At 54.6% G+C, this 16263-nt stretch carries 11 protein-coding genes and 1 riboswitch; of the genes, 6 read left to right on the forward strand and 5 right to left on the reverse strand.

Annotated elements, in window-relative coordinates:
• Window positions 1-8: 8 nt before the first annotated feature.
• Entirely contained in the window at window positions 9-1469 is a 1461-nt protein-coding gene (locus QTO31_RS04180; RefSeq protein WP_031459531.1) for a dihydroorotase, read from the forward strand.
• A 263-nt stretch (window positions 1470-1732) separates the two neighbouring features.
• On the opposite strand, the gene QTO31_RS04185 is transcribed toward QTO31_RS04180, so the two are convergent.
• On the reverse strand, window positions 1733-3445 hold the full coding sequence (locus QTO31_RS04185; protein ID WP_301428192.1) for a polysaccharide lyase: 1713 nt from the start codon (window positions 3443-3445) through the stop codon (window positions 1733-1735).
• 376 nt (window positions 3446-3821) lie between these two features.
• On the opposite strand from QTO31_RS04185, the gene htpG reads away from it, so the two are divergent.
• Both htpG and QTO31_RS04195 read left to right on the forward strand, forming a co-directional pair.
• Window positions 3822-5720, forward strand: coding sequence for a molecular chaperone HtpG (gene htpG, locus QTO31_RS04190; protein ID WP_031459528.1), 1899 nt, complete (start codon window positions 3822-3824; stop codon window positions 5718-5720).
• A 183-nt stretch (window positions 5721-5903) separates the two neighbouring features.
• A complete protein-coding gene (locus QTO31_RS04195; protein ID WP_301428193.1) occupies window positions 5904-6893 on the forward strand; it encodes a biotin-dependent carboxyltransferase family protein in 990 nt (329 codons plus the stop codon).
• 263 nt (window positions 6894-7156) lie between these two features.
• On the opposite strand, the gene QTO31_RS04200 is transcribed toward QTO31_RS04195, so the two are convergent.
• Both QTO31_RS04200 and QTO31_RS04205 read right to left on the reverse strand, forming a co-directional pair.
• Entirely contained in the window at window positions 7157-7555 is a 399-nt protein-coding gene (locus QTO31_RS04200; protein ID WP_031459526.1) for a hypothetical protein, read from the reverse strand.
• Window positions 7556-7670: 115 nt separating this feature from the next.
• Window positions 7671-10832 (reverse strand): BTAD domain-containing putative transcriptional regulator, encoded by a 3162-nt coding sequence (locus QTO31_RS04205; protein ID WP_301428194.1) that lies wholly within the window; start codon window positions 10830-10832, stop codon window positions 7671-7673.
• A gap of 114 nt (window positions 10833-10946) precedes the next feature.
• Here QTO31_RS04205 and QTO31_RS04210 point away from each other — a divergent pair, with 114 nt between their 5' ends.
• On the forward strand, window positions 10947-11246 hold the full coding sequence (locus QTO31_RS04210) for a hypothetical protein (RefSeq protein ID WP_031459524.1): 300 nt from the start codon (window positions 10947-10949) through the stop codon (window positions 11244-11246).
• Window positions 11247-11269: 23 nt separating this feature from the next.
• Here QTO31_RS04210 and fabG read toward each other — a convergent pair whose 3' ends face one another.
• Entirely contained in the window at window positions 11270-12013 is a 744-nt protein-coding gene (gene fabG, locus QTO31_RS04215; RefSeq protein ID WP_031459523.1) for a 3-oxoacyl-[acyl-carrier-protein] reductase, read from the reverse strand.
• A gap of 94 nt (window positions 12014-12107) precedes the next feature.
• Window positions 12108-13295 carry an acetyl-CoA C-acyltransferase family protein gene (locus QTO31_RS04220; RefSeq protein WP_031459522.1) on the reverse strand — a complete coding sequence of 396 codons (1188 nt, stop codon included), beginning with the start codon at window positions 13293-13295 and terminating at the stop codon, window positions 12108-12110.
• A gap of 484 nt (window positions 13296-13779) precedes the next feature.
• Here QTO31_RS04220 and QTO31_RS04225 point away from each other — a divergent pair, with 484 nt between their 5' ends.
• Complete coding sequence (locus QTO31_RS04225; protein WP_028458068.1) at window positions 13780-14328, forward strand: GNAT family N-acetyltransferase; 549 nt, start codon at window positions 13780-13782, stop codon at window positions 14326-14328.
• 558 nt (window positions 14329-14886) lie between these two features.
• A riboswitch (SAM riboswitch) is annotated at window positions 14887-14993 on the forward strand.
• Window positions 14994-15066: 73 nt separating this feature from the next.
• Window positions 15067-16263: a trans-sulfuration enzyme family protein gene (locus QTO31_RS04230; RefSeq protein ID WP_301428195.1), complete on the forward strand. Its 1197-nt coding sequence runs from the start codon at window positions 15067-15069 to the stop codon at window positions 16261-16263.

Genomic DNA, 16263 nt, shown 5'->3' on the forward strand with positions numbered 1-16263 from the left:
GAGGTTTCATGCGCTATCTCATCAAAAATGGCACGATCATTGACCCGGCCAATCGTGTAGCCACTATCGGCGATATTCTGGTTGCCAACGGCAAAGTTGAGCGCTTGTACGATCTGGCCGATCTCCACAGCGACCGCGAACCGGTTTCACCCGATACTGAAGTGATTAACGCACGCGGTTGTGTCGTAGCACCTGGCTTTACCGATCTGCACACCCATCTCCGTCAACCGGGCGAAGAACATAAAGAGACCATTGCTAGTGTAAGTGCAGCGGCTGCGGTTGGTGGCTTTACAACACTGTGCGCGCGACCGACGACCCGCCCTACTCCTGACAACGCTGCTACCATTCGTCAGTTGCGTGAACTAACTGCCCAGTGGGCCAGAGTACGGATCGATCTCATCGGCGCCCTTACGCTCGGGAACGAAGGTCAAGTCTTGAGCGAGATGCGCGAGCTGGCAGAGGCAGGTTGTATCGCGTTTAGTGATGGCGGGCGAACGATTACGAATTCTGCCCTGATGCGAAATGCCCTATCGTATGCCGCTGCACTTCGCCTACCGGTCATGGTGAGTTGTCAAGACCCATATCTGGCGGCTGGCGGCGTTGCTCATGAAGGGGCAGTCAGCGTGCGCCTCGGCTTGCCAGGCATCCCTGCCGCTGCCGAAGAGGCCATCGTGGCTCGTGATATTGCGCTTGCCGAAGCAACCGGCGCTCACCTTCACATCAGTCGGGTAAGTACCGCCGGTAGTGTCGCACTGATTCGGGCAGCACGGGCGCGGGGCGTTCACGTCACTGCCGAAGTGACACCCCATCACCTGACCCTGACCGACCGCTGGTTACTCGGTTGGCTCGAAGAACGGCTTGAAATCGAGAGCGGACGATCCGGCGCTCACCCCGATCTGAGCCTGCCGTCATGGCTTAATCCCGCTCTTCTGCCGCCATACGATAGTTCGACACGGGTTGATCCACCATTGCGCAGCATTGAACACGTTGAGGCACTGGTTGAAGGGCTACGCGATGGGGTTATTGACGCCATCGCGATTGATCATGCCCCCCACGCGCTGGTAGACCGCGATTGCGAATACGGGCTTGCTCCGCCTGGTATCAGTGGCCTGGAAACCGCACTGGCCTTAACGTTGACCCTCGTTCACCGTGGAGAGATGGACATCGTCAACTTGATTGCCAAACTCACCGAAGGACCAGCTCAAGTCCTCAACCGTTCACCGGCCAATCTCCGACCTGGCGCAACTGCCGATATTGTTATCTTCGATCCTGAACGGAGTTGGGTTGTTGAACCTGAGCACTTTGCGTCGAAGGGCCGCAATACACCACTGCGCGGGCAGCGGTTAAAAGGACAGGTGATGCTCACCATGGCCGCCGGCAAAATCATCTTCCGCCGCGACGATTTTGGTCGCCAGGCCCAGGCTGCACCCCAACCTTCACGACTGGAAGGAATCCTGGGTTCGGAATGAACTGGCAGCAAGCAATTCGGTTATTCGTAAGCCGGTTCGGTTCGATGAGGAGAGAAGTCACCTGCCTGACGCGGCAGCAGAGTCAGCAGTTGCCAGAGAGGGGAACTTCTATCCCCTCTCGTCATCGCCATTATGAAACGTTAGTTTTCTGGTCGTATGGTCGTTAGAGCCTGATCAGAAATCTGAATTTCTGACCTGACTCGTAAGGAAATGTTCTCACTGTTATTCAAACGAGCACGTGCTTCATCCCATAGCCCATCACCTTACGGTGAAGGACAATTGACCCCAGGCCAGCACTGTCGTTCCAGATCCCACAAGTATGGTACACCGGTATCGAACCACTCGGTTTTGGTCTCGCACATAGCGTTAAACATCTCATCAGTGATATACACCTTCGAGATCATGTAGTGATCGTCCCAGATTTTTTGATCGCGGATACTGGTGCAGTGACCACCGATATACCCTGGCATCGATGCTGCATTGAGCTGTAATTCCGGAATAGTACGGAAGCGAATGGTGTTGTAATACAACTTCAACTCACCGTTGATCCATAACTTCACCTCGCCATTAGCCTGACCGGGCGTATTCAGCTTCATCATGATCTGAAAATCGTTCCATTGACCGCCAGCAATGTAGGTAGGCGTACCAATGTTCTGACGCAGTTTCTCACCATAACCGGTCGGCTGGTCGAGATGATAGCAGTATAGTACCGGTTCACCACGATTGTTCACATTTTCGGGATCAAAACAGCGTCTGGTACCCGCAGAGTTGTCGTACCAGCAGTTCGGCATAATCTGAAGAAAACAACTTGCTTCATTGGTACCATCGGGGTACTGTCCCGCCGGCAACGTAAAGGTGATCGGGTTATGGGCAGATACCACAAATGCTTTAGATTCGCAGGTAAATTGATAGCCAGCCTCGTACTGGCGGTAGAAACGCCAGTAGTAGACATCGCTCCGTGGGAGAGCAAACTTAAATGAGTACAACGGCTCGTGGGTCCCAGCAACATTCTGGAACTGCTGTGCCCAGTTACCCCGGCGTACTGGATTATTCACCGCACTGACATAGTCGCTTGGGTAGGTTTTATAGACTCGATTCGGCAGATACGGTGCAAGGACTGAGGCGGAGTTCCCGCGATTGGCGAGCTGATACCAGTTTGAGCGTTCCATACTACTGGCAAAGACAATACCATTTGTTGAGTTGAACGCACATACACCGCCAGCAGGTGGTGGTACAGGTGTCGTAACAGGCGTAGGTGACGTTGTAGGAGTTTGTACGGTTGTAGGACTTGCCAATGGCGTAGGCGTTGTGCTTGACGATACGTGTTGTACGAGGGGGATGAACACAGAGCTACTACCTGAAGACGCCGTCGTTGCCACAAGCTCTACCATCAGGTAGTCAATAGCACTCGCCTCTGCATTACCATCAGTTTGATAACGGATCAGTATCTCACCATTGGCATTGATGCTATAAGCAGGCGGAATCGGCGAATCAATCACGCGATTTGTCCACCGCCACCTTTCTGCACCAGTATTATCGCCTAATTCAACCCAGGTGTTGTTCTGGAAATGACGCAATTCCCACCACCAACGCTGAACCGCTCGTACCGGCCCACGATAATTGACGTGCACACGGATCGCGACGACATCAGCAGAAGTAACACCGCCAGGCAGCTTATAGGTAAACAGACCTTCGTAACCGTCTCCGATTGGATAAAACTCCTTGTAAGCACTTTCCGGCTCACTATTCCATTCTGTCATCTCCAGCCGAGACAACGCTTCCAGGGGAGTATTACTGTGCTGACCTCGCACCGTCTCAAACACAGTAGGCGCCAGTTTTATTGACGTCGGTGTCGTGAGCGTCTGGTTTGAAGATACCGGCACAGTATAGAGCACTAAAACAAGCACGGCTCCCAATATGCAGGCACCTATCAGTGACCTTGGACGCAACCACGAGAAGTGTTTGGCGCGAACCACAATACCCTCTTTTCTTTTCAGACGCGACGCGAGCAGAAATTGCGGGTAACTGCCAAAACAGGCTGAAATTCTCGCAACAACTATAGCAACAGCTTGTTTCTCTACTGAAACCATAACAACAACATCATCATACAAATCAAGCTGTGTCCAATCCCACCAACCGCATGCGTCAGTGTGTGGAAGGCAGTGCACAATAGGACAATAGGATAGTTGCTATCTGAGTTTGGTTATATGACACTCGATGCTGCTTGACAGAATGAGTATAACAACCGCAACTTTCCAACAACTCTCTAACGATCAAATGGCTGCCAGATAATTAAAATGGAAGATGGCGTATGTTATCTCTTATCAGGAAGAACTGTAACGAGGGAGACCTATGACAACCGAACCGTTGACTGAAACCGGACGACAGTCGCATACCTTCAAAGCAGAAGTTCAGCAAGTACTCTATATCCTGGCTCACTCACTGTACACTGATCGGGAAATTTTCTTGCGCGAGCTGATCTCAAACGCTTCCGACGCCATCAATCGGGTACAATTCGAGATGCTGACCAACCGCGATGTGCGCGATCCCGATCTTGAGCCCCAAATTACGATTGAAGTCAACAAAGAGGCACGCACGCTCTCGATCAGCGATACCGGTATCGGTATGACGGCTGAGGAAATGGTTGAGCATTTGGGCACCATTGCTCAATCAGCAGCACGTGCGTTTGTTCAGAAGGCCGGTGAGGTAGCGAAACAGACGGCGAGTGAAATTATCGGTCAATTCGGTGTCGGTTTCTACTCAGTTTTTATGGTGGCCGACAAGGTGACAGTTGTTTCCCAGTCGTATCGTCCTGATGCGCCAGCAGCAATGTGGGAGTCGAGCGGCGGCGATAGCTTTACCGTTGGTCCGGCTACACGCGAACGGCGCGGTACGACGATTACGATCCACTTGAAAGAGGACGCTGCCGAATTTGCGGATCCCTGGCGGATTGAACAGATTGTACGCCGCCATTCCAATTATGTTGCCTTCCCGATCATGCTCGATGGCCGTCAGATCAACGCACGCACGGCGATCTGGCGGAAAGCGCCGCGTGATGTCACGACCGAAGAGTATAACGATTATTATCGTCAACTTACACTCGATAGTGAACCACCGCTCAGTGTCATTCACATTTCAACCGATGCACCGGTCGATCTCCACGCCATTCTCTACATTCCCTCACGACGTGAGCGTGGCATTCTCGAACGACGGATCGAAGGCCAAATCAAGCTCTATTCGCGCAAGGTGCTGATCCTTGAAGAAGCGAAGGATCTGCTGCCTACCTACTTCCGCTTTGTTGAGGGCGTGGTTGATAGCGAAGACCTGCCACTGAATGTATCGCGCGAGAGTGTGCAGAGCGGCACCGCTGGCGGCTCGCCGGTGATGCAACGACTACGCAAGACGCTTACCGGTCGGTTGCACAAAGAACTCAACGATCTGGCCGAACGTGACCCAGAGAAGTATCGCACCTTCTGGAAGGAATTCGGCCCCTTTATCAAAGAGGGTATTGCTACCGATTACGAGCATCGAAATGATCTCCTCAAACTGTTGCGGGTGCAGACAACCAAGAGTGGTGAAGAGTGGATCACGCTAGCCACCTACAAAGAGCGTATGGTGAGCGGCCAAAAGGAGATTTACTATCTGATGGCTGCCAGCCGCGAAGCCGCCCTGAACAGCCCACACCTTGATCCTCTGCGAGCGCGTGATATTGAGGTGATCCTCTTCACCGACCTGATGGACGGCTTTATGCTATCAGGGTTGCGTGAATACGAGGGGCTGCGCCTGCGCAACATTGATGAAGGAAACCTTGATCTACCTGGTGAAGTTGAACGTCCAACACCGGTCATTGACGATGAACAATTTACCGCTCTGGCCGAGCGCATCGCCGCTGTGCTCGGCGAACGACTGAAAGAGGTGCGTGCTTCGCAGGTGCTACGTGATAGCCCGGCCCGCCTGGTAGCGGAAGAGGCAGCCTTCGGACGAGAGATGCAACGGATTCAGCAAATCCTTGGTCAGGATGTAAAGCTTGGGCCAAGGATTATGGAGCTGAACCCGGCTCACCCGCTCATCGCCGCATTAGCACGTCGGGCGAAGGAAAATCCCAGCGATCCACTGCTGACGCTGGCGGCTGAACAACTGTACGATAATGCGTTGCTGATCGAGGGATTACATCGCGATCCGGCATCAATGGCCCCGCGCATCTTGCGACTCCTCGAACTGGCTGCTGGCGTCACACCAGAGCAGGCGTAAAGGGCCACAAATGGTCACCCATAACCGCCGTGTGATAGGTAGTGCGCCAGAGCAGGTGAAGACGACAACAAGAGCGCAGATACGCTGAGATCGGTAAATACGGGCGAGACGAAGCGGATCGTCTCGCCTCTTCCTCATCTCATACGCTGCTTACATCATCGCAGACGTGCCCGGAATGATAAAATGCCTGTTGCCACGATCGATATTCTTGCCAGTGGACCATTATTGACCATTCAGGATGGCGGTCGCCTAAAGACACGTCGTTACGGCGTGCCGGTCGGTGGAGCGATGGACCGGTTTGCCCTGGCAGCGGCCAATCAACTGGTGGGTAACCCGGCTCATGCCCCAGCGCTTGAACTCACTGCCGGTGGGGTACAGATACGTTTCAATGCGACGATGCTGATCAGCCTGACCGGCGCCGATCTTCAGGCGCAACTCAATGGGCGTCCACTGGCACCCTGGCAGAACACGCTTGCCTTGCCAGGCAGCCTGCTGATCGTACACAGACGGCGCGGTACGTGGGGTGGGCGGGCTTATCTGGCAATCGCTGGTGAGCTTGAAGCTGAATGGGCAGTTGGTGGTGCTGGCACTTGTCTATCCGGTGGGTTTGGCGGCTATCAGGGACGATCGCTACGCTCCGGCGACCAGATAAGCGTGCGTTTGCCTTCTCTCCATCACTACTACAAACCGCGCTGGTGGCCGATTGATCGCCGACCTCCATATCGCGCTCAACCGTGCCTGCGCGTCTTACCTGGCCCTCAACACGATATGCTACCTGAAGCATGGCAACAATTGCTCAATCAATCATTTTCTATCGACCAGGCGGCCAACCGGCAGGGGTATCGCTTGCATGGATCAACGCTCCCGCATCACCAGCTCTCGTTGCCATCATTCGGTGTCGTACCGGGAGCGATCCAGCTCCCACCTGATGGTCGTCCGATCTTACTGATGGCCGACGCCCAACCGACCGGTGGCTACCCGGTGATCGCCGTCGTCATCAGTGCCGATCTCCCACTGGCAGCGCAACTCTTACCCGGCGACCGTCTGTCTTTCACCGAAACCAATCTGGAAACTGCGCACAAGGCTCTGGCCGAACAAGCCGCATGGCTCGCCCTCGGCCCAGCAGATGAAGAGAGCGACTGGCTGTTGAGTGAGGCGGGAGCGCTAGGGTGAGGAGTGAGAGATAAGCGGCTATCCAGAAAATCCTGGTGGTAAGGCTATTCAGAGTTCTCAGCTTCAGCCTCTCATTAAACCATTCGAGATAGGGAGTAACAACCGCGCAACACCGACGAACATAGCCCATCGGGTGCGCGGGCTACTGATCCGCATTGTACAGTGCGTGTAAAGCCATCGGTTCGCGTATCAGCTCATTACCTGCACTTGCTGCGCTATGAAGATTGCGCTGACAATGAAAGACACCTCTGCCAGCGAACGATTTACGCCATAATAGCAATCATCGCATTGCTGAGCACCAACACCAGAATTATCCCAAGTGCCGAAGGCCCTGCCCAACGTCCGAGACGGGCAAAGGGAGTACGCACTCCCATTAAAATATGCGCAACGACAGCGGTAACCAAACCTAGCAAGGGATGCAAAATGAAAGGGAAAGTAAGGAAATAGTTGACACCGGCAAAAATACCAACCAACCAGTAGATCAAACCTAACGTTGCCTGAATATCGATCAAAACCGGAAAGATACGGGTCACAAGACTGCGGGGTGCCCCAGGCCGGTATGTAAACGCCAGATAAATTGCTGCTGCAACAATAATAACCGCTAACACCTCACGACCGAATATCGCGTGAATGGAACGAACAGTAGCGAAGATCGGATCCATACGGAATCACTCCTTTAAGCAATGAACGATGGTTGCACTGATGAGAAGGTTGTCTGTGCCCCCATAACCAGGGCTACAGTCACCAAGCTCATTGTACAAATCTTCACAAGTAGCGTCAAATTGGTTCATTCTGGCGAATGCGGCGATAGAGCGCTTCGGTTTCGGGAAGTGGTTCGATCCCAAGTTCTTCACGCAATGCCTGCACACAGCGCGTATACGAACGCATAGCCTGAGAACGACTACCGGCACGGGCATGGGCCCGCATCAGCAGTTGATAGGCCTCTTCATAGCACCGATCACGACGTAGCACCTGTTCGGCGATTTGAATGGCTTCGTTATGACGACCCTCGGTACTGAGTTGCTCTGCATACGCAATCGCCGTCGCCAGATACCGCGCCAACAGGCGTTCACGCTCTTCTATTGTCCACGGATCGTACAATGCCTCGGCAAGATAATCACCCCGATAGAGTTGGAGGGCTGCCTGCGCACTCCGGCGGGCAAAATCGGGATCGGTGCTCGTTAATGCGCCACTGGCGCGTAGTTCAAACTCATCAACATCGATCCACACCCCAAATGAAGGGGCAAAACTGTACGCCAGCCCTTGCCGACGAATGAAGAAGGGCGGCACTCGTGGCGGACGATGCGGTTCGAGCGCTGTATTCAGGGTATTAAGCGTTACTTTGAACTGACGCTCCGCAGCTTCCAGATCGGCTTCCGGCCAGAGCCAGGCACAAATCTGTTCGCGTTGGATCCAATTCCCGCGCATTGTGAGCAATAACTGGAAGAGCTGCCGTGCCTTTTCCCGTTGCCACTCACGGGCCTGAATCTCTTGATTGCCACGCCAGACCCGAAATGCCCCTAGCATCTGTACTCGCAGGGTAAACCCCGGATGGTAGTCGTCAACCGTCTCATCAGACGCAATCGAGGGAAATCCCTGTCGCAAGAGATGAACTGCAACCTCGCGATACGCAGGCAGTGAGCGTGCTCGTAACAATAATGGCACCAGTGCAGCAATATCTCGGGGACCGAAGAGACTGGGGCCAATCAAGACACTCTCGTATCCGTATTCAACCGCTTCCTGCATCACCTGTGCGACTAGCGGCTCTACGGCGGTCGTTCGACCTGAGCGTAACGCGGCTAATGCCCGCCAGAGGTGCACTAGAAACAAACCAAACGCATCACGACCGGTCTGAAACCGTTGTTCGGCCTGATCGAGCCATTCATAGCCACGTGGATCACCCGCTGCCAGGTTTACACTACCCAACGCCAGCAAAATCAACGCGGCAACCCATTCATCACCGGCAGACGCCGCCAGCAAGAGTCCTTCACGAGCATCAGCCTCAGCACGAGCCAGGTCACCGGCGTGACCGTGTAACAGCGTCAGCCCTAAATAGCCCTCAGCGCGGGTTCGAGGCACACTCACCTGTTGCAAAAGCCGTAACCCTCGACTATAGTGCTGGCGTGCGGCCTGATCATCGCCACGGGCAATGACCTGATAGGCGTGACCAAGGCGTAACTCGGCGATAGCTTCAGTCACCGGATTATTGCTCTGCTGAGCTTCACTCAACATACGATGCGCGAAAGCCAGTGCCTGGGGGCCAATGCCAAGCATAGCACTGATCAGCGCCAACAGTAACAGCGGTTCTCGATGAGCCGTTGCCCGCATCAGCGGTTGTTCATTCCAAAGCCGTTCTTCGAGGAGTTGACGGGCCTCACGTAGTCGTCCAGAACGGAGCAATAAGCGCGGTTGCAACGGCTCAACCCGCGCTTGATAGAACTCGACCAGCCCATGCTCACGCGCCAACCGGTACGCCGTCTGAACGAGCCGCTGACCAACCCCAGGCCGACCACGGTTCGTCCAATTTTCGGCCTGCATCAACAACAGTTCGATCCGCTCGGCAGCGTATTGTTGTGGTAACAACTTGAGAGCACGACGGAGAAGTTCGGTCGCCGGAGCTGGCTGAACTGTATCGAGGTAGATTGCAGCTTGGCCTCGTAGACAACGTGCCTGCCCTAGCGGATCATTCAGAGCTGCGAATGCCCGTTCAGCACGCCGATACGCGGCTAACGCTGCTTCCAGACGATTTAGTTGATGCAGCGCCGCTGCCTGAATCTCAACCAGTTCGGGCACTTCATCACTTACCAGCGATAATCGACGCATCCAATCAAGCACTGCTTCAGCACGTCGTTCGGCAAGCAATTGACGAGCCAGGGGCAGAAATGTCGTCACAGCCGTCGGATCACCGGCAGCAATCTGATGGTAAAGTGCGCTCTCGTGATCGCCGCGCTGTTGAAAGTATGCTGCTGCACGCCGGTGAAGCTGTGGCCACTCTGGATCGGCAGCAGCCCGACGTGTCAACCAGGCTGCGATAATGGGTTGAAACCGCAGACCCTGTTCACCAAACGGTTCAACAAAGAGACGACGACGACGCAACTCGGTCATCAGCAGCGACGCCTGAAGTGAGGGATCGAGCGCAGTACAAATGTCGGGATCAATCCAGCGGAGACCGGCGCTTCGTTGCAGACAACGTTGTAGCGGTGCAGGGAGCGACGCCAACACTTCACGTTCGAGATATTCATCAAGCGCGGGGGCTGGCTGATCGCGCAACCCTAACGCACGCCGCCAATCAGGTGCATCGAGCGCGATACGGAGAGCCAGCGCCCAACCGGCACTCAGCGTAAGTAACTCGTCGAAATCAGGTGGCAACGGACGACCGGCTTGCTGCCAGAGCGCAGTTGCTTCATCAGCAGTAAAAGCAAGATCAGTTGGCTCGATCACTAATGCCTCACCTCGCAGACGTGCAGTAGCAATCAACGGTGAGTCAGGCTCACGGCGTCCAGACAACACCAGGTGCAAACGCGGAGGTTGGGCAACGATCAGCCGTTCGATCAATGATCGCAGCTCTGGCTGCTCATCGATATAGTGAGCATCGTCAATGACCAGGAGGGTCTCATCATCGAGTTCACTGGTTAAGGCATTAATGAGCGCGTCAATCGTTAACGGTGGATTGGGATCGGCAAACGACACCATCCGGCTCAACGCAGCCACCAGATGGCGAAGGAGACTGCGCGGATCATCACCGGCATCAGCACGACACCAGGCTGCCGGCCAGCCACCCTGTGTAGCCAGCATCGCTAAGGCGACCGTCTTACCACTTCCAGGAGGCGCCACGACAATGGTAAGCGGTGCCTCGAGAGCCATTGCGAGAAGCTGATCTACACGCCCACGACGCACCCGGTGTAACGGCGCTGGCGGCGGCAGCAGACGGGGTCGCAAAAGAGATTCGTTGTACTCACCTGTAACCGTTTGTGATACCATGAGAGAGGCAGAGATCTTCGTCGCTCAACCATAACCGTTAATGCTTGTCTATTGTACACAGGGTCAGATACAATGTCGAACAACAACGAAGAACACCGACATCCAACATCCGATCGACCCGTAACACCCGATCTAACCGATCCGATGTTCCAGTCGATCCGGGCGTGGAACGAACTCCTTGCCGCCAGTACCGATATGGCATTCGACCTGGTTCTGAAGAACTGGGATTACAGTCGAAGTTTGCGCCATTCTACCGAACAGGCTGTTGCCGACGCGATTCGCACCCAGCAACGCCTGAGCCAGGAAATGTTGCAGGCGTGGCAGGGATACGTAGGAGACATTCAATCTATCATCCGACGCATGCGCAAATAATCGCGTCAGCAACGCGGTACCGTTTACATATACACGCCGCCGTTCACGTTGATCTGTTGGCCGGTAATGTAATCACCATCGGCGGCAAGAAAGACAACGGCTTTAGCAATCTCTTCAGGCAATCCAAACCGTCCCATGGGGATACGGGCCTTGATTTGTTCCTGAATCTGCTCAGGTACCTTGGCCAACATATCGGTGATTGTAAAGCCGGGGGCCAATGCGTTGACGGTAATGTTATATTTCGCCAGCTCTAGCGCTGCCGTCTTGGTAAAAGCAATAATGCCTCCTTTTGAAGCTGCATAGTTGGCCTGACCGAAATTCCCGGCTTGCCCAACAAACGAGCTGATGTTGATGATCCGACCGTATTTCTGTTCGATCATTGGCTGCATAACCGCCGTTGTGCAATAGTAAACGCTGTTGAGATTATTTTGGATAACCGTGCTCCAATCCTCGTCAGTCAACTTGCGCAACGTGCGGTCACGAGTAATACCGGCATTATTGACCAGAATATCAACCCGACCCCACCGATCAAGGACTTGCTGAACCATACGCCGTGCTTCATCAGCCTGACTAACGTTAGCCTTGATTGGCATGGCTTCGCCATTATTGGCAATAATTGTGTTCACCACCTCCTGTGCCGCTGCCTCACTACTATTGTAATTAACAGCGACTTTTGCCCCTTCGGCGGCCAAAGCCAGCGCGATTGCCCGCCCAATACCTCTTGAAGCACCTGTCACAATCGCCACCCGACCGGTCAACTTTCCCATTCTTGCCTCCCCAACGCATGATTGTGTTTGTATTCCTTGAGCCGATGGTAGCAATCGCAGCACCACCGGCTCGAACCTCACAATTGTAGCACACCTACATCCGTTCAAATATCGCGGCAATACCCTGTCCACCGCCAATACACATGGTCACCAGAGCATACCGTCCCCCGATCCGATGCAACTCGTGGATCGCCTTCACCGTGAGGATACAACCGGTAGCACCAATCGGGTGGCCGAGCGAAATGCCGCTGCCGTTAGGATTCGTGCGATCTGGCGGTAATTCTAATTCGCGCATCACCGCCAATGCTTGCGCAGCAAAGGCTTCATTGACTTCAAAGAGATCGATATCTGCGATCCGTAGGCCGGTGCGTTCGAGCAAGCGGCGCACGGCTGGCACCGGGCCAATACCCATATATTTGGGTTCGACTGCCGCGTGACTATACCCTACCAACCGCGCCAACGGCTTGTAGCCACGTCGCTCGGCAGTAGCCCGCTCCATCAATACTACGGCAGCAGCCGCGTCGTTGATACTCGAGGCATTACCGGCCGTCACCGATCCGTCCTTCAAGAACACCGGTCGGAGTTTCGCCAGTTTATCGAGGGTTGTATCGCGTCGTACCCCTTCATCCACCGTGAACGCAGCCGTTCCCCCCTTCACTTTAATCTCAACCGGCACAATCTGACCGGCAAAGCGCCCTTCATCAATAGCGCGTGCAGCCCGCATATGGCTCTCGTATGCCAGTTGATCCTGATCTTCACGGCTAATACCCCACTTCGCAGCCACGTTTTCAGCCGTTACCCCCATATGGCAATCGTCGAACGGATCGGTCAGGGCGCCGACCATCATATCGACCACCTTCGAATCGTTCATCCGCGCACCAAAGCGCATTGCCGGGAGGCTATACGGCCCACGGCTCATACATTCCGCACCACCTGCGACCGCCGCTTCAACATCACCCTGCAAAATGTACTGAGCTGCCGAAACAATAGCCTGCAAACCACTGCCACACAGCCGGTTGAGCGTCAACGCCGGTGTTTCTACCGATAAACCACCACGAACGGCTGCATAGCGGGCCATATACATATCGTGCGGTTCAGTATTGATCACGTGCCCAAAGACCACATGACCAATCTCATCAGGTTGAACACCAGCCCGTGCCACTGCCTCGCGGGTAACCAATGCTGCCAGCTCGGTAGGGGGATGATCTTTCAGACTACCGCCAAACGTTCCAATAGCCGTGCGCACGCCGCTAAGCACTACGACTTCGCGCTTCTCACTCATGACAACCTCCTTGCGACGGATCGCCGGGCGACTCCGCCGGTTACTTGCCGAACTTCAAGGAACGATTACAATTATATCAGTATCAGCAACATGTTTTATACTGAATATCCGCAGGTGGTGGGTGTCGAAAAAACGTCTCGAGGATGATGAGCACGTTCAGGCTGTACACCCCTTCTGAAGAGGGAGGGTAGCCGTGCGTCGGATCTTCAGGGAGGGCCTGAACGTGGCTGCAAAATATGTAAGAGTTAAAAACGATGATCTCGGAGAGCCGATGCGGTCCTCAAGGGCAAAATGCCCTCGCTTCCGCAACAATGTGCGCAAGAGTACCTCGCGTCTGTCGCGATACAAGCACCTAGGTACGCGGGCATTGCACTTGCCTCTCTCGCGATACCTACACCGAGTAACCAGAGTGTAACTTCATGTGGTATATTTCACACACTTCATACAACAGATTTCCGCGTTAACCCACGGCAGGAGGCTGGGCATGGCCCAACGCAGTGTAGCGATGAGCAGTGTATCATTGAAGGACAACCGGCAGGTTACCATCAGACCCCTAGCCGAGAGTGATCGTGCAGCATTGACCGATTTCGGATTAAGTCTGCCCAAAGATGATCTGCTTTATCTCGAAGAAGACTTCACTAATCCCGAAATCATAACCCGTTTAGTCAATGCCTCATACGCCGAGAATTGGCGACAAATTGTCGCTATTGCCGACGACGGTTCGATAGCCGCATACGCTTCAGCTCGCCGCGTGCCAGGATGGTCAAATCACGTGGCCGAGCTACGGCTCCTTGTCAAACCCGGTTGGCGACGCTGCGGGCTTGGAATGCAGATGGCCCAGGCCATTGTTGAAACCGCTCGCGATCTGGGCGCCCAAAAGGTGACGGTCGCTATGCTGGCTGCCTTGAAGGCCGGTCAGGCCATCTTCTCACGATTGGGATTTGCCGTCGAAGGCCAGTTAACGCGCCACGCCATTGACCGTAACGGTGAACTGCACGATGTGGTGATTATGTCGGCATTCTTGAAGGTGTAGGGCGGCTGTAAGGTTTTTCAGAGTTTTCAATTTCGGGTCACATTCGACAACCAAACTGTTCAAAATGTAGAGTGACACGACGCACATTACGCACCCGCTGACAGCAAACCCTGATCTTCGCTCTTTCCCTGGGAGTGCGGGCCTCTGGCCCGCATGTGTGATGTTATGCTTCAGCGCAGATTGCCCGTGCGCTGTTAGTGCAAGTCTAGGATCGTGAGCCTCTGGCCCGCGTCGGACGCGGTGCGGCTATACCCCATTGGTTAGCGCATTAGCATACCATCAACCCTCGTTTACGGGGGCGCCAGTCCCTACCACTGCGCTGACGGGCATGATCGGCAAGCCAACGGGAGATTGGCACAGACGTTCGGCAGGACGGGAAGTTGCGCGACTCCGTACAGGCTACGGATAGGTTGAGAACCTCTCACTCCTCTCCACTCTCTCCTCAGTGACCACTGTCAGAGAGGAAAGAACTTTGAGAACCCCAAGATCGTCCAATTCACCATTGACAATAACCCATCACCCTGTTATACTCAGCCGTAATTGTATTGCAGAACGCTGCACTCATCCAGAGCGGTGGAGGGACCGGCCCTACGAAACCGCGCCAACCCGGCGGCATAATACCTGACGGGTGGCAACTCCGGCAGCAGAACGCTGGCAGATGAGAGGAGAGCGGCGTCTTCTCGCCAATCGGCAGGAGCACGTCACCTAATCTCTCATCGCCCTGATGAGAGGTTTTTTATGCCAAATGAACAGTTTTCTGGCCTCAGTACGGCCGCCGTCCACGCTGGAGAACCCCGCCAGCGCGCATTCGATGCCATTACGCCACCTATTGTGCACAGTGCAACGTACACCTTTCGTGATAGCGCCGAGCTGATCGCATTTCAATCAGGTGAACTCGAACGAGAAGAGTACGGTCGCTACGGAAATCCAACCGTTCGTGCCGTTGAGGCTCGCCTTGCCGCCCTTGAGTCACCATCAGCGCCAGCAGCCGCTCTCCTTTGTGCTTCGGGAATGAATGCGCTCACCACCGTGATGCTGGCGTTGCTCCCTAGCGGTAGCCACGTTATTCTGACTGACGACGGTTATCGGCGCACTCGCCAGTTTGTCCGCACAATGTTAGCACGGCTCGGCGTGTCGCATAGTGTGGTTGCCGCAGCCGATCCACTTGCCATTGCCGCAGCTATTCAACCAGGACGTACCCGACTGATCGTTACTGAAGCGCCGACAAACCCTTATTTGCGCGTCATTGATCTGGCAGCAGTGGCTCAGATCGCCCGTGAACATCGCATCAAAACCGTGATCGACGCCACCTTTGCCACACCGTATAATATGCGTCCTCTTGAATACGGTATCGACCTGGTTGTTCATAGCTGTAGCAAGTACCTGGCCGGGCACAACGACTTACTGGCTGGTGTGATCATCGGTCGACCGCCCCTTATCAGTGCTCTGCGCGAAACGCAGGGGATTTTGGGTGGCATTTGTGACCCGCATACCGCCTACTTGCTTGGCCGAGGGTTGAAGACATTTGCTCTCCGTATGGAACGTCACAATCAAAATGGGCAGGCAGTCGCTGAATTTCTCAGCCGTCATCCACGGGTCAGTCGGGTACATTACCCAGGCTTACCTTCGCATCCTGACCACGCCATAGCCCGTGCTCAGATGCGAGGGTTTGGCGGAGTTGTGTCGTTTGAAGTGGTTGGTGATCTCCAGACTGCAATGGCGGTTGTTGATCGGATGCGTCTCGCCTACATTGCGCCAAGCTTTGGCGGGGTGGAAAGTCTGGTTGAACAACCAGCGCTCATGAGTTACTATGAATTGAGTAGTGAAGAACGACTGGCGGTCGGTATCCGCGACAATCTCATCCGGCTTTCATGCGGAATTGAGGATGCGAGTGACTTGATCGCCGACCTGCAACAAGCTCTTGCCGACGAATAA

The organism is Chloroflexus sp. MS-CIW-1, from assembly GCF_030444705.1.
In the GTDB taxonomy this organism is placed as follows: domain Bacteria; phylum Chloroflexota; class Chloroflexia; order Chloroflexales; family Chloroflexaceae; genus Chloroflexus.

Bases quoted from the DNA above. Each gene is read 5' to 3' on its own strand.
- QTO31_RS04180 (WP_031459531.1), top strand. From the start codon at position 9: ATGCGCTATCTCATCAAAAATGGCACGATCATTGACCCGGCCAATCGT.
- htpG (WP_031459528.1), top strand. From the start codon at position 3,822: ATGACAACCGAACCGTTGACTGAAACCGGACGACAGTCGCATACCTTC.
- QTO31_RS04195 (WP_301428193.1), top strand. From the start codon at position 5,904: ATGCCTGTTGCCACGATCGATATTCTTGCCAGTGGACCATTATTGACC.
- QTO31_RS04200 (WP_031459526.1), bottom strand. From the start codon at position 7,555: ATGGATCCGATCTTCGCTACTGTTCGTTCCATTCACGCGATATTCGGT.
- QTO31_RS04210 (WP_031459524.1), top strand. From the start codon at position 10,947: ATGTCGAACAACAACGAAGAACACCGACATCCAACATCCGATCGACCC.
- fabG (WP_031459523.1), bottom strand. From the start codon at position 12,013: ATGGGAAAGTTGACCGGTCGGGTGGCGATTGTGACAGGTGCTTCAAGA.
- QTO31_RS04220 (WP_031459522.1), bottom strand. From the start codon at position 13,295: ATGAGTGAGAAGCGCGAAGTCGTAGTGCTTAGCGGCGTGCGCACGGCT.
- QTO31_RS04225 (WP_028458068.1), top strand. From the start codon at position 13,780: ATGGCCCAACGCAGTGTAGCGATGAGCAGTGTATCATTGAAGGACAAC.
- QTO31_RS04230 (WP_301428195.1), top strand. From the start codon at position 15,067: ATGCCAAATGAACAGTTTTCTGGCCTCAGTACGGCCGCCGTCCACGCT.